Annotated in this window: 18 protein-coding genes and 3 pseudogenes; 17 read left to right on the top strand and 4 right to left on the bottom strand. The window is 69.0% G+C overall.

The genetic code is table 11. From position 1 onward, the window contains the following. Positions 1-960: DUF72 domain-containing protein (locus tag AB0937_RS31280; protein WP_366716388.1), on the bottom strand; the 960-nt coding region annotated here is incomplete at its 3' end. Positions 961-1,108: 148 nt separating this feature from the next. Here AB0937_RS31280 and AB0937_RS31275 point away from each other — a divergent pair. Genes AB0937_RS31275 through AB0937_RS31265 form a run of 3 tightly spaced genes read left to right on the top strand, consistent with a single transcriptional unit; the run spans position 1,109 to position 4,702 of the window. Beyond that, a complete protein-coding gene (locus AB0937_RS31275; RefSeq protein WP_366716386.1) occupies positions 1,109-3,733 on the top strand; it encodes a SpoIIE family protein phosphatase in 2,625 nt (874 codons plus the stop codon). A 13-nt stretch (positions 3,734-3,746) separates the two neighbouring features. Continuing rightward, positions 3,747-4,199, top strand: coding sequence for a DUF4383 domain-containing protein (locus AB0937_RS31270; RefSeq protein WP_366716384.1), 453 nt, complete (start codon positions 3,747-3,749; stop codon positions 4,197-4,199). Between the two features lie 17 nt (positions 4,200-4,216). After that, a complete protein-coding gene (locus AB0937_RS31265; protein ID WP_366716382.1) occupies positions 4,217-4,702 on the top strand; it encodes an MSMEG_6728 family protein in 486 nt (161 codons plus the stop codon). Positions 4,703-4,762: 60 nt separating this feature from the next. Here AB0937_RS31265 and AB0937_RS31260 read toward each other — a convergent pair whose 3' ends face one another. Beyond that, complete coding sequence (locus AB0937_RS31260) at positions 4,763-4,921, bottom strand: hypothetical protein (protein ID WP_366716380.1); 159 nt, start codon at positions 4,919-4,921, stop codon at positions 4,763-4,765. Between the two features lie 92 nt (positions 4,922-5,013). Then, positions 5,014-5,235 (bottom strand): CarD family transcriptional regulator, encoded by a 222-nt coding sequence (locus tag AB0937_RS31255; protein ID WP_234848543.1) that lies wholly within the window; start codon positions 5,233-5,235, stop codon positions 5,014-5,016. A 135-nt stretch (positions 5,236-5,370) separates the two neighbouring features. Here AB0937_RS31255 and AB0937_RS31250 point away from each other — a divergent pair, with 135 nt between their 5' ends. The 14 genes and pseudogenes from AB0937_RS31250 to AB0937_RS31185 all read left to right on the top strand — a co-directional run bounded on the left by AB0937_RS31250 (position 5,371) and on the right by AB0937_RS31185 (position 16,165). Further along, positions 5,371-5,604 carry a hypothetical protein gene (locus AB0937_RS31250; RefSeq protein ID WP_366716378.1) on the top strand — a complete coding sequence of 78 codons (234 nt, stop codon included), beginning with the start codon at positions 5,371-5,373 and terminating at the stop codon, positions 5,602-5,604. A 44-nt stretch (positions 5,605-5,648) separates the two neighbouring features. Then, a complete protein-coding gene (locus AB0937_RS31245) occupies positions 5,649-5,873 on the top strand; it encodes a hypothetical protein (protein WP_366716376.1) in 225 nt (74 codons plus the stop codon). A 67-nt stretch (positions 5,874-5,940) separates the two neighbouring features. Further along, positions 5,941-6,318: an amphi-Trp domain-containing protein gene (locus tag AB0937_RS31240; protein WP_366716374.1), complete on the top strand. Its 378-nt coding sequence runs from the start codon at positions 5,941-5,943 to the stop codon at positions 6,316-6,318. Between the two features lie 351 nt (positions 6,319-6,669). Next, positions 6,670-7,626, top strand: coding sequence for a helix-turn-helix domain-containing protein (locus tag AB0937_RS31235; RefSeq protein WP_366716372.1), 957 nt, complete (start codon positions 6,670-6,672; stop codon positions 7,624-7,626). Positions 7,627-7,779: 153 nt separating this feature from the next. Further along, on the top strand, positions 7,780-8,778 hold the full coding sequence (gene gap, locus AB0937_RS31230; RefSeq protein ID WP_366716370.1) for a type I glyceraldehyde-3-phosphate dehydrogenase: 999 nt from the start codon (positions 7,780-7,782) through the stop codon (positions 8,776-8,778). 213 nt (positions 8,779-8,991) lie between these two features. Next, the gene (locus AB0937_RS31225) at positions 8,992-9,597 is read left to right on the top strand and encodes a restriction endonuclease (protein ID WP_366716368.1); all 606 of its coding nucleotides are present in this window, start codon (positions 8,992-8,994) and stop codon (positions 9,595-9,597) included. Positions 9,598-9,937: 340 nt separating this feature from the next. Then, positions 9,938-10,534, top strand: coding sequence for a Crp/Fnr family transcriptional regulator (locus tag AB0937_RS31220; protein WP_366716366.1), 597 nt, complete (start codon positions 9,938-9,940; stop codon positions 10,532-10,534). 370 nt (positions 10,535-10,904) lie between these two features. Continuing rightward, on the top strand, positions 10,905-11,096 hold the full coding sequence (locus AB0937_RS31215) for a hypothetical protein (protein WP_366716364.1): 192 nt from the start codon (positions 10,905-10,907) through the stop codon (positions 11,094-11,096). An 84-nt stretch (positions 11,097-11,180) separates the two neighbouring features. Continuing rightward, positions 11,181-11,633 carry a hypothetical protein gene (locus tag AB0937_RS31210; protein WP_366716362.1) on the top strand — a complete coding sequence of 151 codons (453 nt, stop codon included), beginning with the start codon at positions 11,181-11,183 and terminating at the stop codon, positions 11,631-11,633. A gap of 106 nt (positions 11,634-11,739) precedes the next feature. Further along, positions 11,740-12,131, top strand: a pseudogene (locus tag AB0937_RS31205) (site-specific integrase); the annotation flags it as partial. Positions 12,132-13,067: 936 nt separating this feature from the next. After that, positions 13,068-13,355: pseudogene (locus tag AB0937_RS31200) on the top strand (hypothetical protein); the annotation flags it as partial. Positions 13,356-13,677: 322 nt separating this feature from the next. Beyond that, positions 13,678-13,919, top strand: a pseudogene (locus AB0937_RS31195) (site-specific integrase); the annotation flags it as partial. Positions 13,920-14,951: 1,032 nt separating this feature from the next. Next, on the top strand, positions 14,952-15,701 hold the full coding sequence (locus tag AB0937_RS31190) for a hypothetical protein (RefSeq protein WP_366716360.1): 750 nt from the start codon (positions 14,952-14,954) through the stop codon (positions 15,699-15,701). Next, on the top strand, positions 15,698-16,165 hold the full coding sequence (locus AB0937_RS31185) for a hypothetical protein (RefSeq protein WP_334488283.1): 468 nt from the start codon (positions 15,698-15,700) through the stop codon (positions 16,163-16,165). Before AB0937_RS31190 ends, AB0937_RS31185 begins: the two co-directional genes overlap by 4 nt. A 262-nt stretch (positions 16,166-16,427) precedes the next feature. Here AB0937_RS31185 and AB0937_RS31180 read toward each other — a convergent pair whose 3' ends face one another. Next, positions 16,428-17,921, bottom strand: coding sequence for a hypothetical protein (locus tag AB0937_RS31180; protein WP_366716358.1), 1,494 nt, complete (start codon positions 17,919-17,921; stop codon positions 16,428-16,430). Positions 17,922-18,083: the final 162 nt, after the last annotated feature.

Raw genomic sequence — 18,083 nt, 5'->3', positions numbered from 1 at the left:
GAGCTGCAGACACTCCTCGCGACCTGGACCGGCGCCTGCCCCACCTGCAACCGCGACATAACCAGCCCAACACCGACCTGACCAAGCACTACTAGGGAGCCGTGCCGCCGGCGGGTCCCGGTCGAGGAGCCGGGTCATGGCCTCGGCGGCGCGGACGGCGGCGTCCCCGCAGCAGTTGTTGAACAGGACGTGGACCTGCTCGGTCCGCTCGGCCAGCCGCCGTACGCGGGGCAGCCACTCGGCGAGTTCCTCCTCGCCGTACGCGTACCGGAACCGGTCCTCCTTGCTGCCGGTCCCCCACGCGGTGCTGCGGCCGTGGAACCGCACGACGGACAGCCGGGGCGAGGTCACCGGGGTGACGGGCGGCACGGAGGACGCGAGCGTCTGCGTCATGTCGACGGCGACCGCGGCCATGCCGTGCCGGGCGAGCAGCGCGCCCGTCGCCTCGTCCTGTCCCGGCTCCCACCAGGAGGGGTGCCGGAACTCCACGGCGAGCGGCCAGCCCGCGGTCCGCTCGGCGCACTCCCTCAGGAACGCCTCCGCCCGCTGCCCGGGCCGGAACCAGGGTGGGAACTGGAACAGCACGCTCCCGAGCCGCCCGGCCGCTCGCAGCGGCTCGATCCCGGCCGCGAACCGGGCCCACACCCGGTCGAGCACCCCCGGGTCCCGGTGCTCGGCCGGCAGCCCCTCCGGCATCACCGCCTGCCGGGTGGGATGCCCGGTGAGCAGCGAGAACGCCTTCACGTCGAAGAGGAACCCGTCCGGTGTCCGCTCGGCCCACAACCGGCTGTTCCGCTCGCCCGGCAGCGCGTAGTAGGAGGCGTCGACCTCGACCACACCGAACTGCTCGGCGTAGTGCCGTAACCGGCCCTCGGCGTTCCGCCGGCCCGGGGGATACCAGCCGCTGCCGACCAGCGCCCGGTCGGTCCAGGAACACGTGCCCACCAGGATCTGACCCATGGGGGAGCGGTTACCCGGGCCGGGCGGAGGCAGGCTCGGCTTCTCGACGGCGCGGCACGGTGAGACCCGGCGCAATCGGGGTAAGCAGGTTGATATCTGTGCATATCCGGGGTTACGGCTGATTCCCCCGAGAGTGAGATGACCGATCATGGAGCAGCCCGTCACCGCAGGCCGGGCCACCGGGGCGTCCGGAGAGGAACCGGAAGCCCTCGAAGCCCTCGTCGGCGCCTCCCTCACGGCCCGTGTCACCCTCGACGAACACGGCCTCGTGACCGGCTGGAACGCGGGCGCCGAGCGGCTCCTCGGCTATACGGCAGGGCAGTTGACCGGTCGCCGTGCCGCAGACCTGCTGGCCGAGCCGATCCCGGTGCGGGGCGGTCTGCCCACGCTGGCCGAACTGCCCCGCTGGAACGGCGACGTCGCGCTGCGGCACCGGGACGGCCGGAAGCTGACGGTCGGCATCCTCGCCCACCACCGGCCACCCGGCGGCGACGGCCCCGCCTGGTTCGTCTTCTCCGCCCTGACCGACCGGCAGCCACCGGCCGGTCTCGACGAATCCCTCGTGAGCTGGAGCTTCGCCCAGTCCCCGTGCTGCGCCCAGGCGATCTACGACACCCGGCTGCGGCTGCGCAGGGCCAACGCCGACATGGAACGCGCCATGGCACTCACCGAGGAGGAGATGCGGGGCCTGCGCGTGTCCGAGATCGTCGTCGACGACGCCGGCCGGCGGGCGGAACTCGACATGGCCCGGGTCCTGCGGACCGGCGAGCCGCAGTACGAGGAGAACTACCTGCGCGCCCCCGGCGAGAGCCACGAGCACGCCTGGTCGGTCTTCCTGTCCGCGCTGCGCGACCACGAGGGCACCATCCGGGGCGTCTGCCTGTCGGCGCACGACATGACGGAGCAGTTCTGGGCCCGCAAGCGCCTCCAGCTGATCGCCGAGGCGGGCCGGCGCATCGGCACCACGCTCGACGTGACGCGCACGGCCCAGGAACTGACGGACGTCACCGTCCCGGTCCTCGCCGACTTCGTCAGCGTCGACCTGCTGGCCGCCCTGGACGACGCGCCCGAGCCGCCCGCACGGGCGGTTCCGGCGGACGGGCCGCTGCTGCTGCGCCGGGCCGCCCTGCGGTCGGTGACCCCGGGCGCCCCGGAGTCGGTCGTCGCGGCCGGCGCGGTGGACGCCTACCCGCCGGGCTCGATGCACTTCGAGAGCCTGCGCACCGGACGGCCCGCCCTGCACGAGGTGACCGACCCCGCGTTCACCGCGTGGCTCGCCCGCGACCCGGCGCGTGCGGCCCGGGTCCGCGCGTTCGGTATCCACTCCGTGATGGCCGTGCCCCTGGCCGCCCGGGGCACCACCCTCGGCGTCGCCTTCTTCGTCCGGCACCGCACCCAGGAGCCCTTCCGCCACGACGATCTGGTCCTGGCCGGGGAACTGGCGGCCCGGGCCGCGGTCAGCATCGACAACGCCCGCCGCTACACCCGCGAACGGGCCACCGCGGTCACGCTCCAGCGCAGCCTGCTGCCGCGGCGGCTGCCCCGGCAGGCCGCCGTCGAGGTCGCCTCCCGCTACCTCCCGGCGGGCGGGCACGCCGGGGTGGGCGGGGACTGGTTCGACGTCATCCCGCTCTCGGGGGCGCGGGTCGCGCTGGTCGTCGGGGACGTGGTCGGCCACGGGCTCGTCGCGTCGGCGACCATGGGGCGGCTGCGCACGGCGGTCCGCACGCTGGCCGACATCGACCTGCCCTGCGACGAACTGCTGACCCACCTCGACGACCTGGTCGCCCGCCTGAACACGGAGGAGGAGAGCGACGCCGAGCGGCGGACGCCGGGTTCCGCGGAAACCGCCGGGGCGGGTTCCGCAGGGATGGCTGGGGAGGGTGCCGCCGGGACGGCCGGTAGGGGTTCCGCCGGGTCGGCCAGGGCGGGTTCCGCCGGGTCGGCCGGGGCGGGTTCCGCCGGGACCGCCGGCGCGGGCCCCGCTGCGAACGCGGGCGATCTGGGGGCCACCTGCCTGTACGCCGTGTACGACCCCGTGACGCGGCGCTGCTGCTTCGCCGGGGCCGGGCATCCCTTGCCCGCCGTGGTGAGCCCCGAGGGCACCGTCGATCTCGTCGGGCTCCCGAGCGCGCCGCCGCTCGGCGTGGGCGGCCTGCCGTACGAGGCGACCGAGGTCGACGTCCCCGAGGGCAGCCTGCTCGCCCTCTACACCAACGGCCTGATCGAGGCCCCCGACCGGGACCTCGACACCGGCGTCGACCGGCTGCGGGAGGCCCTGGCCCGTCCCGCCCCCTCGCTGGACGCCCTGTGCGACGCGGTCCTCGCCGACCTGCTGCCGCCGCGGCCGACGGACGACGTGGCCCTGCTCATCGCCCGCACCCGCGCGCTCGACGAGCGGCAGGTCGCCACCTGGGCGGTGCCCTCGGAACCGTCCGCGGTCGCGCAGACCCGCAAGGACGTGGTGGCGCAACTGGAACGGTGGGGGCTGTCCGACGCCGTGTTCGTCACGGAACTGGTCGTCAGCGAGCTCGTCACCAACGCGATCCGGCACGCCGAGCCACCGGTCCAGCTGCGCCTGATCCACGACTCGACCCTGATCTGCGAGGTCTCCGACGGCGGCAGCACCGCCCCTCACCTGCGGCGCGCCCGCATCTACGACGAGGGCGGCCGCGGCCTGCTGCTGGTCGCCCAGCTGACCGAGCGCTGGGGCACCCGCCAGAGCGGCACGGGCAAGACCATCTGGGCGGAACAGAACCTGTCCCTCGCGTGAGGAGCCACCGCCGATGACCCCACCCGCGTCCCACCAGGCCGCCCGGGCCCCCGTCCAGCAGGCCGCCCTGCTGGCCGGCCTGGTCTTCCTCGTGTTCGGCGTGCTGGGCTTCGTGCCCGGCATCACCACGGACTACGGCTCGCTGGACTTCGCCTCCCACGAGTCGGACGCCGAACTGTTCGGCCTGTTCCAGGTGTCCATCCTGCACAACCTCGTGCACCTGGTCTTCGGCCTCGCGGGCCTGATGCTCGCCGGCACGGCCGCGGGGGCGTACTCGTACCTGCTGGTCGGCGGCGCCGTCTACCTGGTCCTGTGGGTGTACGGCCTGTCCGTCGGGCACGACAGTGACGCCAACTTCGTGCCGCTGAACTCCGCGGACGACTGGCTCCACTTCGCCCTGGGCATCGCCATGGTCGGCCTGGCCCTGGCACTCGGCAGGCGCGGCACGCGCACCGACGCACGGTAAGGATCACCGAGGACGGCATGCAGACCTTCTTGCCCTACCCCGGCTTCCGCACCACGGCCCAGGCCCTGGACCGTCGCCGGCTCGGCAAACAACGGGTCGAGGTGCTGCAGGTCCTGCGCGGCCTGGTCGTCCCCGGCTACGGGTGGCGCCACCACCCGGCCGTGCGCATGTGGCTCGGCTACGAGGAGGCCCTGGTGCGCTACGGCCTAGAGGTCTGCCGCGTCTGGCGTGAACAGGGTCACCAGGACACCTGCGCGGCGACGCTCGTGGCCGATCTGGCGGCGACCCGCCCGCACACCCCGATCCGGGACCAGCACCAACTGGCCGCCGACGGCGAGCTGCCGCCCTGGCTCGGCGACGACCCTTTCCACGAGAGCCACCGCTCGGCCCTGGTCCGCAAGGACCCCACGACCTACGCGGCGCTCTTCCCGGGGGTCCCGGACGACCTGCCGTACGTCTGGCCGATGTCGGACCGGGCGGGCGAGGAGTCCTCCCGGGACTGACGGGACTGACGGGGGCCCCGGGTGCCGGGCCGGGGCCGGCTCTGGGACCGGCCCGGGGGGCTAGGCCGCCCTGCGGCGCGCCGGTCGCTTGGACGTGGAGGGCTGTTCCGTCACGTCCTCCGGTGTGAAGCCCTCGTCCTCCCCGAAGTCCGGGGCCTGGAAGGGGTTGGTCGCCGGGGGCGGCGAGGCCGCGCCGGAACGGCTGGGCTGCCCCTCCACGGCGGAGAACAGCGAAGTCGGTTCGATGAGACGTCTCTTTTCCGGTACTGGCCCGGTCCGGGCCAGGCGTGCCCCGAGCGGGCACGGAGGTCCTACAACTTGGTCATCTTGGCGTACGGGCTGGGGATCCGCATGTGCGCCGAACCGAAGTCCACGAGCGCGGCGATCCCTTCCTCCATGCCGATGACCCGGCCGAGCCCGTACATGTCGTGGGTGACCTGGTCACCCACGGCGAAGTGCTTGGGAGCGGGGGCGACCGGAGCCTTGAAGGGGCTGGTGGGCAAATGACGCTTGGGAGCAGCAGGCTTTGTCATCGGCCTCAGTATGCGCCTCCTGGCGGCCTCCGCGCTGCGGCTGTCCGGTAACGGTGTCAGGACAAGGTGCCCGGACCGGGACGGAGCGAGGGGCTCCACTGGCCGAAAAAATCGAACACATGCTTGAATTCGAGCATGCGAACGTTTCCCGACGACCTCGTCCGGGCGCAGCGGGAGTGGAGTGCCACCTACCGGCAGCTCGCCGACCGGCCCGGCCGCACCGAGCTGCGCCGGCGTCTGCACCGGCTGTCGGTACGGGCGTACTTCCACCCCTACTGGCAGCAGCGGCGGCCGGCCCCGGCGGCGTGGTGGGAGCTGCGGGAGCTGGGGCGGGCGGCGGGGGACGCGTCCGAGCGGTTCCACCGGTGACGCCCCGATCTGCGGGACCGTACGTCCCGGATGATCCTGAAGGCATGTCCGGACCGATACGCGTGATCGTGCACCCACCGTCGCCCTCGGGCGGCCGCCGGGTCCGCGTGGACGGCGAGATCCTCGGACTCGCCCACAACGTGACCGATGTCGCGGAGTTCCTCCGCCGCGCGGGCCTGGAGATCGATCCGTCGGACGTGGCGCAGGCGCCGTGGATCGAGTGGCGCGGAGTGGGGCCCGAGCAGTGGGGCCCGGAGGTGGGCGGCTGACGCGCGAGCCCACGCGGCACGCCACTATGGACGTATCCACCCTTTTTCTGCCATATCGGAGGGCCCCATGAAGGACCTCAAGTTCGAGCAGAAGCGCTCGCTGTCGCGCCAGGAGGCAGCCGACCAGCTCACGGCGCTCGCGGACGCGCTGCGGGAAGGCGGGGACACGGAGCTGGAATTCGGCCCCGGAACGCTGGGCCTGCGGATCCCCGACGACCTGCACAGCGAGATGGAGGTGGAGATCGGTGACGGGGAGATCGAGCTCGAGATCGAACTGAAGTGGGCGACGGCACGGCCGCGGACGACGCCACCGGGCACCGACGCACCGGCGGAGGAGTCCCGCCGAAAGAACGCACCGAAAGCACCGACCGGCTCGGGCTCGGGCTCGGGCACGGGCAGCGGCAGGAGCAGGGGTACGAAGCGGGCTGCGGCGAAATCCGCCTGAGCGGCGGCCCGCGTGGCGGCCTGAGCGACGGCTGAGCGGTGGCCTGAGCGGCGCCTGCATGTCGGCCTGCATGTCGGCCTGAGTGACGGCCTGCGCGAATGCCGGAGCGACGGCCTGAGCGACGGCCTCGGTGTCGGCCCCGTCGGCCTGCGCGGATGCCTGAGCGACGGCCTGCGCGACCGCCAGAGCGAATGCCTGAGCGACGGCGTGCGCGACCGCCTGAGCGAATGCCTGCGCGAATGCCTGCGCGGATGCCTGAGCGACGGCCTGCGTGAATACCTGCGCGGGAGGCCGGCCGGGAGTGCCGGTTCCGGCTCGGCCCTTCGCCGCTGCTCCTCGTACGCTGTCCCGGTGCCGTCCTCCCGCCTGCACCGCGTGGCCGTCCTCGTCCTCCCCGGTGCGAAACCACTCGACGTCGGCATCCCCGCGCAGGTGTTCACGACTCGCGCGAGCATGCCGTACGAGGTGCGCGTGTGCGGGGCGGCACCAGGCCTGGTGACCGGCGGCGACGGCCTGTCGTACTCCGTCGCCCACGGCCTGGAAGCGCTCGCCTGGGCCGACATCGTCTTCCTGCCCGGCTACCGGTTCCCGGACCGCGACGACCCGCCGCAGGCCGTCGTCGACGCGCTGATCGCGGCCCACGCCCGGGGTGCGCGGCTCGCCGCCATCTCGACGGGCGCCTTCGCCCTCGCCGCCACGGGCCTGCTCGACGGCAGACGTGCCACGACGCACTGGCACTACACCCGGGCGCTCGCGGCGAAACACCCGCTCGTCCGGGTCGACGAGAACGTCCTGTTCGTCGACGAGGGCAGCGTGCTGACGTCGGCGGGCGCCGCCTCCGGCATCGACCTGTGCCTGCACATCCTGCGCGGCGACCTCGGAGTTGCCGCGTCGAACCACGCGGCCCGGCGCCTGGTCGCCGCTCCCTACCGCAGTGGTGGCCAGGCGCAGTACGTGCCGCGCAGCGTGCCCGAACCCCTCGGCGAGCGGTTCGCCGCCACCCGGGAGTGGGCACTGCACCGGCTCGGCGAGCCCCTCAGCCTCGACGGGCTCGCACGGCACGCGGGTGTCTCGGCGCGCACGCTGTCGCGGCGCTTCGTCGAGGACACGGGGTACACGCCGATGCAGTGGGTCATGCGCGCCCGCATCGACGTGGCCCGTGAGCTGCTCGAACGTTCGGAACTGAGCGTGGAGCAGATCGCCGCCGACGTCGGCCTCGGCACCGGCGCGAATCTGCGGCTGCACTTCCAGCGCATCCTCGGCACGACCCCGAGCGAATACCGCCACACCTTCGCCCGCGGCGAGTGACCCACCGGCAGGGGCGCGCACCGTGAGCGGACCGGTGGGGCCGAAGCGTGGCTGGCGCGATCCTTTTGAACCCTGGCGATCCCGCCGCTGTCACGCGCGGACCCCGGGCGCGACGCTGGTGGCGAACCGCAGAAACCGAAAGGGACACCACTGATGACGCGCATCGCGATCAACGGATTCGGCCGCATCGGACGCAATGTGCTGCGCGCCCTGCTCGAACGCGGCAGCGACTTCGACGTCGTCGCCGTCAACGACCTGACGGAGCCCGCCACCCTGGCCCGGCTGCTCGCCTACGACTCGACGGCCGGCCGGCTCGGCCGCCCGGTGACCGCCGACGGGGACACCCTCGTCGTCGACGGCCGGCGGATCAAGGTGCTGGCCGAGCGCGAACCGGCGCGGCTGCCCTGGGCCGAACTCGGCGTCGACATCGTCCTGGAGGCCACCGGCCGCTTCACCTCGGCCAAGGCGGCCCGCGCCCACCTCGACGCCGGCGCGAAGAAGGTGCTCGTCAGCGCGCCGTCGGACGGCGCCGACGTGACGCTTGCGTTCGGGGTCAACACCGAGGCCTACGACCCGGACGTGCACACGATCGTGTCGAACGCCTCCTGCACCACCAACGCCCTCGCGCCTCTGGCCGCGGTCCTCGACGAGCTCGCAGGCATCGAGCACGGCTTCATGACGACGGTGCACGCCTACACGCAGGAGCAGAACCTGCAGGACGGCCCGCACCGCGACGCCCGCCGCGCCCGCGCCGCCGGCGTCAACATCGTGCCGACCACGACCGGAGCGGCCAAGGCGATCGGCCTGGTGCTGCCGAACCTCGACGGCAAGCTGTCGGGCGACTCGATCCGTGTGCCGGTCCCGGTGGGCTCGATCGTCGAACTCAACACGACCGTCGCCCGCGACGTGACGCGCGAGGACGTGCTGGAGGCGTACCGGAAGGCGGCGCAGGGGCCGCTCGCAGGCGTCCTCGAGTACTCGGAGGACCCGCTCGTGTCGTCCGACATCGTCGGCAACCCGGCCTCGTCGATCTTCGACTCGGCCCTCACCCGCGTCGACGGCCGCCACGTCAAGGTGGTCGCCTGGTACGACAACGAGTGGGGCTTCTCGAACCGTGTGATCGACACGCTCGAACTGCTCGCCGGTCGCTGACGGAGGGCGAGAACACGGCCCGATCCGGCCATGGCCGACTCGCGCCCTACTCCCACCGCTCCCGGCTGCTGAGACTGCCGTACACGGACGGGTGGGGGAGGAGCGTCGATCATGGCTGGGCGTGGACGCGGACGGGGAACGGCTGCCCGCAGAAGGCGGGCGGCACGACTGAAGGCACTGGCAGCAGGCGCTGGTTCATTACTGATCCTGCTGGTGCTGTCCTGGTCGGCCGTATGGCCGTACGTCACCGGTGCGCTGGTGATGGCCGGCGTCGCAGCGGCGGGCTGGTGGCTGTGGCGGACGGACCGGCTCGTGCGCGGCCGGGACCGCGTCTGGCGGCACGAGGAGGCGGTGAAGGCGGGGCACCGGACGCTCGCCGAGGTGGACGCGATGACCGGTACGGAGTTCGAGGAACTGGTCGCGCGTCTGTGCCGGAGAGACGGGTGCGCGCAGGTCCGGCGGGTGGGCGGAGCGAACGACAACGGCGCCGACGTCGTCGGCCGCCTCCCGGACGGCCGGAGCGTGGTGATCCAGTGCAAGCGCTATACACCGAGCAGCACGATCGCCAGCCGTGAACTGCGCGACCTGCTGGGCGCGAAGGTGCACTTCGGGGCCGACGCGGCCGTGTTCGTCACGACCACCCGCTTCAGCCGCCCCTCCGAGAAGTTCGCCGTGCAGCACGGCATCCTCGCCATCCACCGCGACCACCTGGGCCTGTGGAACAACGGCACTCCCCTCCTCTCCCTCACGGCCCTGAACGGCCAGGGCCAAGGCGACTCCCACCACAGGACCCGCTGGAGGCAGGCATACGGCGGGTGAGGCCCCTCACCGCCCAGCAAGGGACAGCCACCCCAGGAGAAACGCCAGAGGGTGTCAAGGGTTGCCGCCCAACAACGCATACGCGTTGCGTCGGCGGCTGCGCCAAACCCACCCCAGACGCGGCTGCACAGCGGGGCAGACGTCGTGGCGGGTGGTCATGGCCACGCTCGCGCTTCTCAGCGCATCTCACCGTCTGCCATCATCAGGGGTCCGCTCCTCTAGGAGATGACTAATGTGTGCAGCCGGAACGCATGGCTCAGCTCACCCCTGGTCTCCTCATACGTACCTGGGACAACTCTCCCCGGTAGCGCAGCAGCTGATCTTCGCCACGGGGAGCGAGGTGAGCTACCACCGCGATGACGTACTGTTCCAGGAAGGAGAGCCCTCCACCTATCTGCTTCTGCTGAAGCAGGGGCTGGTGAAGGTGACCGCCGTCTCGGAGACAGGCCAGGTGACGCTGCTTGCCATTCGCGGACCGGGGGACGTCATCGGCGAGCTTTCGGCGGCTGACGGCAATCCGCAGCGGTCCGCAACGGTCGTGGCGGCCACCGACGTACGCGCGTGCCTGGTGCAGCATCAGGACTTCATCCGACTCACCCAGCAACGCCCGGAGATCATGGTGGCGATGCTTCACGTTCTCAGTGACAAGCTGCGCCAGGCCTCCCGTGCGCGCGTCGAGGTGCACACCTACACCGTGCGGGTGCGTCTGGCTCGCGTCCTGGTGGAACTTGCCAAGTCGCACGGGCAGGACGGACCCGACGGCACACGTATCGATCTCTCGCTCACCCAGCCGGAGCTGGCGGCTTTGGTGTCCGCGTCTCCCGTGTCCATCGCCAGGTGTCTGCGCGAGTTCCGCCAGGCGCGGATACTCGACATCGGCTACCGCCATCTGACGCTGCACGACATGGAAGCTCTGGCTGCCCTCGCTCAGAGTTGAGGCCCCCGTGTGTAGGCGGGTTACTACGGTGTCTACGGCCCGAGTATGAGAGGGCAGTTGGACAGGAGCAGGCAAAGCCGCGGGCTACCACCCCCGCAGCTTGCCTGCCTGAACGCCGGACGAAGGCTCGGCAAAGAGACTTCTGGCGACTTGACCAGCGTAGACGTGCGGCTCGCCCCGAGACCATGCCAAATGACGAGGTTCACAGCGGCTTTCTTGCCCACTTCCCTGATGCCCTCGGGCTCTAGATGCAGGACAAGTCGCAACGTAAGGTGATGAGCGGTCGACGGGCCGTTATGTGCGTCTCCTACCAAGGCGCTCTGCCGTCGGCCATCGGATAGGGCTCGGCAATCGGACTTCAGGAGATGATGTGACAACGCATGTCTGGATGCTTGTCGTCAGTGGTGCGGTAGCGATCACCGCTATCGCGCTCGCCGCCTTCGCGGTCTCGAAGATGGAGAAGGGTTCGCCCGCCCGGGTGGCCATCGTGATCGCGGCGCTGGCCGGGTTCATCGCTGCCATTCCGCCGCTGGTGGCCTCCTTCACCGCGCTCCAGGCTTAGACCATGGGCAGAGCCGGGCACTGGGGGGGCAAATGCTTCGTCCCGCACAGGGACGGACCGAGCTCCATGAACCGCCGGTGCCCGGTGCTGTTCGAACGCCTGGAGAGTGAGCCGTTCCAGCGGCTCAGCACACTGAAGCTGTCCCGCGAGGACTTCGTCGTCGCGGGCAGCGCCCCGCTGTTCATCCGTGGGTTGAGAGACGAGATCTCCGATCTCGACATCGTGACGCACGGCGCCGGCTGGGAGCGTGCTCGGTCCCTGGCCGAGGCACATTTCGCGCCCTACGGAGAGGTGAAATCCGTCCCCTTCTTCGAAGGGCGCATCGAGGTCCTCAACGGATGGTTCCCGCACCTCTTCGGAACCGTTCCGGCTCTTATCGCAAGCGCCGAGGTCATCAACGGCTTGAGGTTCCTGACCTTGTCAGACACGGTCCTGTGGAAGCGCGACCTGAACCGCGAGAAGGATCGGGCTGACCTCCTGCGCCTCTCCTGCTCTCCACGCCGTCTCCCGCTACGCCGGATCAAGGTGTTCGCCTGACGAGGAGAGGGGGTTCGGTAAGCTGGGGCAGCCTCGTAGATCATGTCGGAGGCGAGCCCCGAGGATCGCCCCTGGCGCGTAGGTCGTGGCCGCCCACAGCCCTGATCAGGAGGAAGCGCTCGGGCTTTACCGGGGTGGCGTCGATCTGGACGCGGGATATGTCTGCAACCGTAACCGGCTGCCGTACGCCCACAGGTGTGACGACGACCCGTGGCTTCGTAAGGCTGGCTACTGCCCTCAGAAACAGCAGACCCGGCGCGAGCACAAGTCCACCAAGTCCCGCGACGGGCGGCGAACCGTCGGCCTGCCCACCCGCTGGTCAAGATGCTTCGGCAGTACCAGTTCGCCTCCGCCTCGCCGACCGGCGGGCCGCTGAGCCCCGACACCGACTTCCACGACTGGAGGCGGCTCCTGCGGGCGGCAGGTGTACGGGTCGGCCGTCTCCATGACGCTCACCACACCGCAGCGCCCGTGCTCCTGATCCTCGGCGTCCCGGACGTGTGATCGCCGGCATTGAGCGCCTTTCCGTGACCGCAGGGCGGGTCGGGCGGGCGCTCGTGTGAGCGCTTGGCATTTAGAGCTCGATTAGCGAAACCTTCTGCTAATTGGGCGTGTCGCGACTTTGCTGCTGCGTCCTCTGTCGCACGTCGCATTTGCAGGTTGCAGCATTTCGACAGTTGGCGAGTTCTCGGCCATGCCGCGTCCAGATTTTGAGCAAAAGGGTTGAAATGTCTCTTATCTCCTGGTGGCTTCGTGGCTGATTTTGATGACTTGACACTCGTTTACATTCTGCGATCAACTTCTTGTTGATCATGCTCGAGGGAGGGAAACTCGTGAAGTTTCGGCGTGTTATGGTGCCGCTCGCGGTAATGGCTGCTGCAGCGGCGTTCGTCCCGTTGGCAGCCTCGCCAGCCGCAGCTGCCACAGGGTCCATGTGTGACGCCACCGGGGTCAGGGGTAGCTGGTGGGGGCAGTGGGAGAGCCCTCAGAAACTGGACCCGCTGAGTCTGTATGTGAAGGACTATAAGGCTGATAGTCACCACGTGGGTGTTCGACTCCAGACGGAAAACAAGAACGGCACGTGGAAGACCTGGTCCTGGCACGAAGTTTACGGCGGTAACGGTGCGGAGCAGACCTGGGACACCCACGCCTACGATTCTGATTGGATCGTGCGTGCTCGTGTGCAAGCCGCAGTAATGGAGGGGACTAAAGTGTTGAATGCTTGTTGGAGCGACTGGAAGACCTATTAATCGCTGCAAAAGCGCGAGGTCGCGCGATGAGCAGTAAGAACGGCCCCTGGCCTGGGTGTTCCGGCGGGGGTCGTTCGCATGTCCGTGCGCCGTGGCTGCCCGGTGTTCTCCGCAGGTCCTCGTCCATGCGGGCACGCCAGGGGCACGCCGCTGGGATGTGGGCTGCGCCCTCGGACGTTGAGTCATGTGTTGGGAGTGTGCTGAGGACGTGGGGAGGCGGGGTGAAGGTGCCTGCGGCGTTGATCGGTGCTCGGGTGGAAAGCACAGCGTTCTAAGTCTCTGTGCCTTGGACCCGGACGAGGGGTACCGGCTGGGTGCCGATTTGGACGCTGCTGGCGAGTGGCATGAGCTGGACCCCGGCACAGGTGTGAGTCTCGCCCCCGTTCCAGCGCTCTTCGGGCAGTCAGTGGTTGCGGTCGATATCCGCGACCGTGGTGTGTTGGGCATCGACTTTCAAGACGGTGCAGGGCTATGGGTGGGCCCAGACCCGCAGTTCGTGTCCTGGTGTCTGATCGGGCACGAATCGAGCCGATCATGGTCGGGCTTGGGGGCGAGGAAAACTGGGAACGCTGACCACCACGAAGCGCGGGTTACCGACGCGGTCGGCAGGACGTCGACGCGTCGGTGGGCGAGGGCGATCACGGCCGGGATGTGCTTGCAGCCTTCGCTTCGCTGCCGGTTGAGCAGGCGGACCCGGTCGGCGACGAGGTCGCAGCGAGGCGGTCAGCAGGGCCAAATCGGCGGCGAGCTGGGCGGGCACGTCGATCGTGCTGAAGTCACGCCGCAGACGGGCCTGGAAGCGGCTCCTGCGGGACGCAGGCGTACGGGACGGCCGTCTCCACGAAGCTCGCCACACCGCCGCGACTGTCCTGCTGATCCTCGGCGTCCCGGACGTCGTGTTCGACTCGATCATGGGTGGGGAGCCTGGGGAGCGGCCCGGACGCGCGCCCGCAACATGCATGTGACGGGGACCATGCTCCGCAAGGTCGCGCAGCAGATCGGCGACGCGCTGTGGGAGCTCCCGAGAACCAACTGAGACGGAGACTGAGACGGACAACGTCGAAGGGCCCCACCGCAAGCGGTGGGGCCCTTCGACATCGTGCCCGGTGAGGCACTGGCGGAGGATACGAGATTCGAACTCGTGAGGGGTTGCCCCCAACACGCTTTCCAAATGTTCGCCCGGGGGTTCGGGTTCAGCCAGGGGCGTCCTGACCTGGGGCGGAGCGGGTGGTGCCAGAGGTTATGGACGCAGCTGGACGGGGGTGAATGAGACCAAAATTGAGACCAGGCTGCCTGCCCCAGCTGCCGGTGATCACTCTGAGACGGTCGGAACCGGACAGGCGTGGGAAATCCCCATCCGTGAGCGTTTGCCGCGCGATCGGGGCGATGCGTCCGACGTCCCTTGCACAGCCGAGCCGACCAAGTTCTATGGTCTGTTGTCGCGCCGCCACGGCCTCGGACAGAGCGGCGGTCACGGTTTCCTGGTGGTCACTGGTGCCCAGCATCCAGGCTGACGGAGCAGGCTGGCTCAGGGGCGGACGGGCGGACGGGGTGGTCGACCCAGGGGTCGACCTGGACCTGCGGTGGAGTGCGGATGGTGCCGGATCAGGCATGGGTGCGGTGCCGTAGGCGAGGAGGGGGCCGGCGTAACGATGTCGGGATCGCCGAGCACCTTGACCACCGGCTTTCGATAGCAACGTTCCTGCCTGTCTTGGTCGTAAGGGCAATCAGTTCTGTGGTGAGGTCGCAGGCTGCTGGCCCGCAGGCGTGCGGCGTGCCACGACACCGACCGGCAAGGGGCGGTGCTCAATCGGTCACCCTCTGCTGGCGCTCACCCTCTCGCGTCACTTCCACCGAGTGAAGCTCGACCGTATTGCTGCGGCCGTGCGGAGGGAGCGGAGACGATCGAACGTGATCCTCGGGAGTCGACTCGGTAGGCACGGTGGTGTGCGCCAAACAACCGCGGGCGGCCTCGCTCGTTAGATTTCTGTCAGCTAGTGTTCCACCGCGGTCCGCGTGCCTTCGGAACGGGCACACTGGAGTGGGGCCTGGGGAGAGGAGGCGGATCATGACGGATATCGACGCGCTGATCAACGCCTTCCTCGACGAGGACACTCGCTTCACGGTGCCGCTGTATACCCAGGAAGCAGCGGCACGGTACCTGCATACGCCCGCATCCACGCTCCGATCGTGGGCGCGCGGCTATCACAATCACTTCCCAGACCGCCCGGACGTCGTTGGGGACCCACTGATCACCTCTCTGGGTGAACCGCGGCGCGGCGCCTCCATCCCCTTCATCGGGCTTGCCGAGGGCATGTTCCTATCGGCGCTGAGGGCAGCAAACGTCCCCATGCAGAAGATCCGCCCTGCCCTCGAGTTGGTCCGCGACCAGCTCGGAGTGGAGCACGCGCTGGCGTCCAAGCGCCTGTACACCGACGGCGCGGAGTTGCTCTATGAGGTGAGCGACCACCTGGATGGCGACGAACGCATCGAGCCTCGCAAAGTCATCGTGCTGCGCAACGGGCAGTACGTCTTCCGCGAGGTCGTCGAGCGCTACATGAAGCAGATCAGCTACGACTCCGACGGCGTGGCTGGCTATGCCAACCGCGTGCTGCTTCCCGGCTGGGAAATTGCTGAGGTTGCGGTCAAACCGGCGGTCAACTTCGGCCAGCCCTACTTCGTCCACAACGGCACCCCACTTTCCCTGATCGAGGACGCGCTCAGGGAAGGCGTTCCTTATGACGAGGTAGCCGCCGCACACGGACTGCCCGACGACCAGGTCGCTGAGGTCGACTACTACCTCCACATCGCCGCATGAGCGGCCCGCCGACGCTGAGGCTCTTCCTGGACCGCAGCACCAACGGCGACGACTTCGTCAAGGGCATGAAGGGCCTGTGTCCCGACACCGTATCCATCGGCGAGAAGTACGGCGTCAAAGCCGCCGAGGATGTTCAGGACACCGTGTGGCTGGCGGAGGCCGCGAGGGAGGAGAGGATCTGCGTCGGAGCCGACAAGAAGATCCTCTCCGGATCCCGTCCGTTGGAGATCGCTGCGGTTCTAAAGCACCGAGTCCGCTACCTGGTCTACGCCAACAACAACCTACGGACTGCCGACCAGATCAGGCTCTTCAGCACCCTCCTGCCCGACATTCGAGAGCTGTCAGGAACTCCTGGTCCCTGGGCCTACACCATGGCCCAGCACGGGCTGGTTCTCGTACCACGCGAGGAACTAGAGCAGCGCCTAATCCGTGCCGCCCAGCGCATGGGCATGCACCCTGGTTGACACCTAGTCTCAGCGAAGGGCAACGAAAGGTTCTCAGCCGGAGGGTCTAGACGAGGCTCTCTTGGAGGTCCTGCCCGGGCGTGGTCGAGCTGAGGGCTGTGCGATCGTCGCTGGTACGGCAACGTATCTGGCAGGGCACTCCGTCTGTGTGACCGGTGTTGCCCGACCGCCGCAGGGTGCCCGTCCGTTGCGCACGACGACCGCCGTGGAGCTGGCCCGGCCGACCCTATTTGAACTGGGGGCCGGCCGGCGGGTTTCCGGCTCAGACGTCCGCCGGATCGGGCGCGTCGTCCCACCAGTTTGGCTCTTCGTCCTGAAGTTGGTCCGGGATCTCAACGGGATGGACGCAGCGACGCATGGCCGTTGCCCCGGTCTCGGGGTGAACGGTTTCCTGCAGACCATGGTGGTCGCAGTGGGGACACGCCTCGATGACTTCGCGGTTGTACACCCAACGAATGTCTGCGGACAGCCGCCGGAAGCTGCTGAGTGCGAGGGGCGCCTCGTGCCAGCGGGGGACCTCGTACTCAGGGATGGCGTGGTGGAGTTCGATAGCCTTGTCGATCTTCCCGTTCAGGGAAGTCACCGAGGCAGAAGCGGCTTCCGGCGGTCCCATCCGCTGGTTGCGCTCCTTCCAGGCCGCGGCGGAGTCGGCGGCCCGCCACGCGAAACAGATCATCTGCCCAGAGGTAAATCCATGCCCGAAACCCTTGCCGATGACGTCCGTGAGTTCTTCCCGCCGTGCCTCCGGGACTTCTGGGTAGTCGTACTTCTTGGTGAGTAGGCCGTTGAGATACGAGGCGACGTTGGCGATTTCCATCTCGTCCGTCAACGAGGTGAAGGCTTCGCGCGCTGCGGCTCCCTGTGGGCCAGGCTGAGTCTTGAACCTGTTCGTGATCTCCTTGACGCGCTCCTGAGCGGCGGATCGGTCGCCGATGAGCCTCCACACGACGTCATTGGCGCCGAACGTGATGTCGCCACCGTCCTTGGAGAGGCCGAATGCTCGGAACGGGGTTTCCCGGGAGATGGCGAGCAGGTTCGAGTAGTAGAGCGCCAGTAGGAGTTCCCTGTCCTGTGCGGTGTCGCCGGTCCAACCCATCGGGCCGATACCCGTGATGCTCGGGAGCTGCTTGCCGGGGTTTCGGGTGGCGTAGCTGACCAACGCCACGTAGAGGGCCATGGCTCGAGGGTTGTCATCTGGGAGGCGGCTGATGGCTTCGATCTTCGCCTCCTCGTCCTCGATCGCCTCGCCAACCAGGTGTTCGAACTCTTCGGCCTTCTGCTTCTCGCGCGCCTGCTCGGCACGCTTCTTCTCAGCGGCCAGCTGCTGCCGTTCGGCCTTCTCACGCTTCTGGATCGCCGAGCAGTCACCGCAGAGGTAGGTCGGGGCTTCGACGTCGAGGTACTTGCCGCCAACCTTGTTGGCCCAGGACCGGTTGGCGACGTTGATCGGTTCGGAGCAGTTCGCGCACAGGGAGCTCAGCAGGATGGCGTGGGAGTGCGCCGCTGCCACTGCTCCGATGTTGCTGGCTACTCCAATGCTGCTGACGGTTCGGGCCCATGTGCCGTCGTCCTTGATCTCCCAGTAGAGGGCACTGATCCGCTGGGCATCTTCGGGAGCATCATGGCTGATCACGACGCGGATGCGGGGGGCATCCTCCGGGTATTCCAGAATGATTGGCTGTGGAGCAGCTGGCTGCTGTTGCGGTTGGTGCTTCTTGGCTCGTTCCCGCTTGCGGCGGCGCTCGCGCTTACCCACACGTTCCTCCCCAGTTCATGTCGGGATGGTGACGTACTTGCGCTGCGCATGGGCGGGTTTTCGCCGATCGTGATGGACGCGGAAGAGGACCCTAGGCGGGAACTCTCGTTCGAGTGGTGCTGTATAAAGCGAGATGCTGGTGACAGCGATGGAGCAGTCAAA

The organism is Streptomyces sp. NPDC047880 (assembly GCF_040706515.1).
GTDB lineage: Bacteria > Actinomycetota > Actinomycetes > Streptomycetales > Streptomycetaceae > Streptomyces.
Note: the sequence above shows the minus strand (reverse complement) of the source record. Positions and strands in the feature narration are given on the sequence as shown.

Bases quoted from the DNA above. Each gene is read 5' to 3' on its own strand.
- AB0937_RS31245 (WP_366716376.1), top strand. From the start codon at position 5,649: ATGTCCGGACCGATACGCGTGATCGTGCACCCACCGTCGCCCTCGGGC.
- AB0937_RS31185 (WP_334488283.1), top strand. From the start codon at position 15,698: ATGAGCGGCCCGCCGACGCTGAGGCTCTTCCTGGACCGCAGCACCAAC.
- AB0937_RS31275 (WP_366716386.1), top strand. From the start codon at position 1,109: ATGGAGCAGCCCGTCACCGCAGGCCGGGCCACCGGGGCGTCCGGAGAG.
- AB0937_RS31255 (WP_234848543.1), bottom strand. From the start codon at position 5,235: ATGACAAAGCCTGCTGCTCCCAAGCGTCATTTGCCCACCAGCCCCTTC.
- AB0937_RS31190 (WP_366716360.1), top strand. From the start codon at position 14,952: ATGACGGATATCGACGCGCTGATCAACGCCTTCCTCGACGAGGACACT.
- AB0937_RS31250 (WP_366716378.1), top strand. From the start codon at position 5,371: ATGCGAACGTTTCCCGACGACCTCGTCCGGGCGCAGCGGGAGTGGAGT.
- AB0937_RS31270 (WP_366716384.1), top strand. From the start codon at position 3,747: ATGACCCCACCCGCGTCCCACCAGGCCGCCCGGGCCCCCGTCCAGCAG.
- gap (WP_366716370.1), top strand. From the start codon at position 7,780: ATGACGCGCATCGCGATCAACGGATTCGGCCGCATCGGACGCAATGTG.
- AB0937_RS31240 (WP_366716374.1), top strand. From the start codon at position 5,941: ATGAAGGACCTCAAGTTCGAGCAGAAGCGCTCGCTGTCGCGCCAGGAG.
- AB0937_RS31265 (WP_366716382.1), top strand. From the start codon at position 4,217: ATGCAGACCTTCTTGCCCTACCCCGGCTTCCGCACCACGGCCCAGGCC.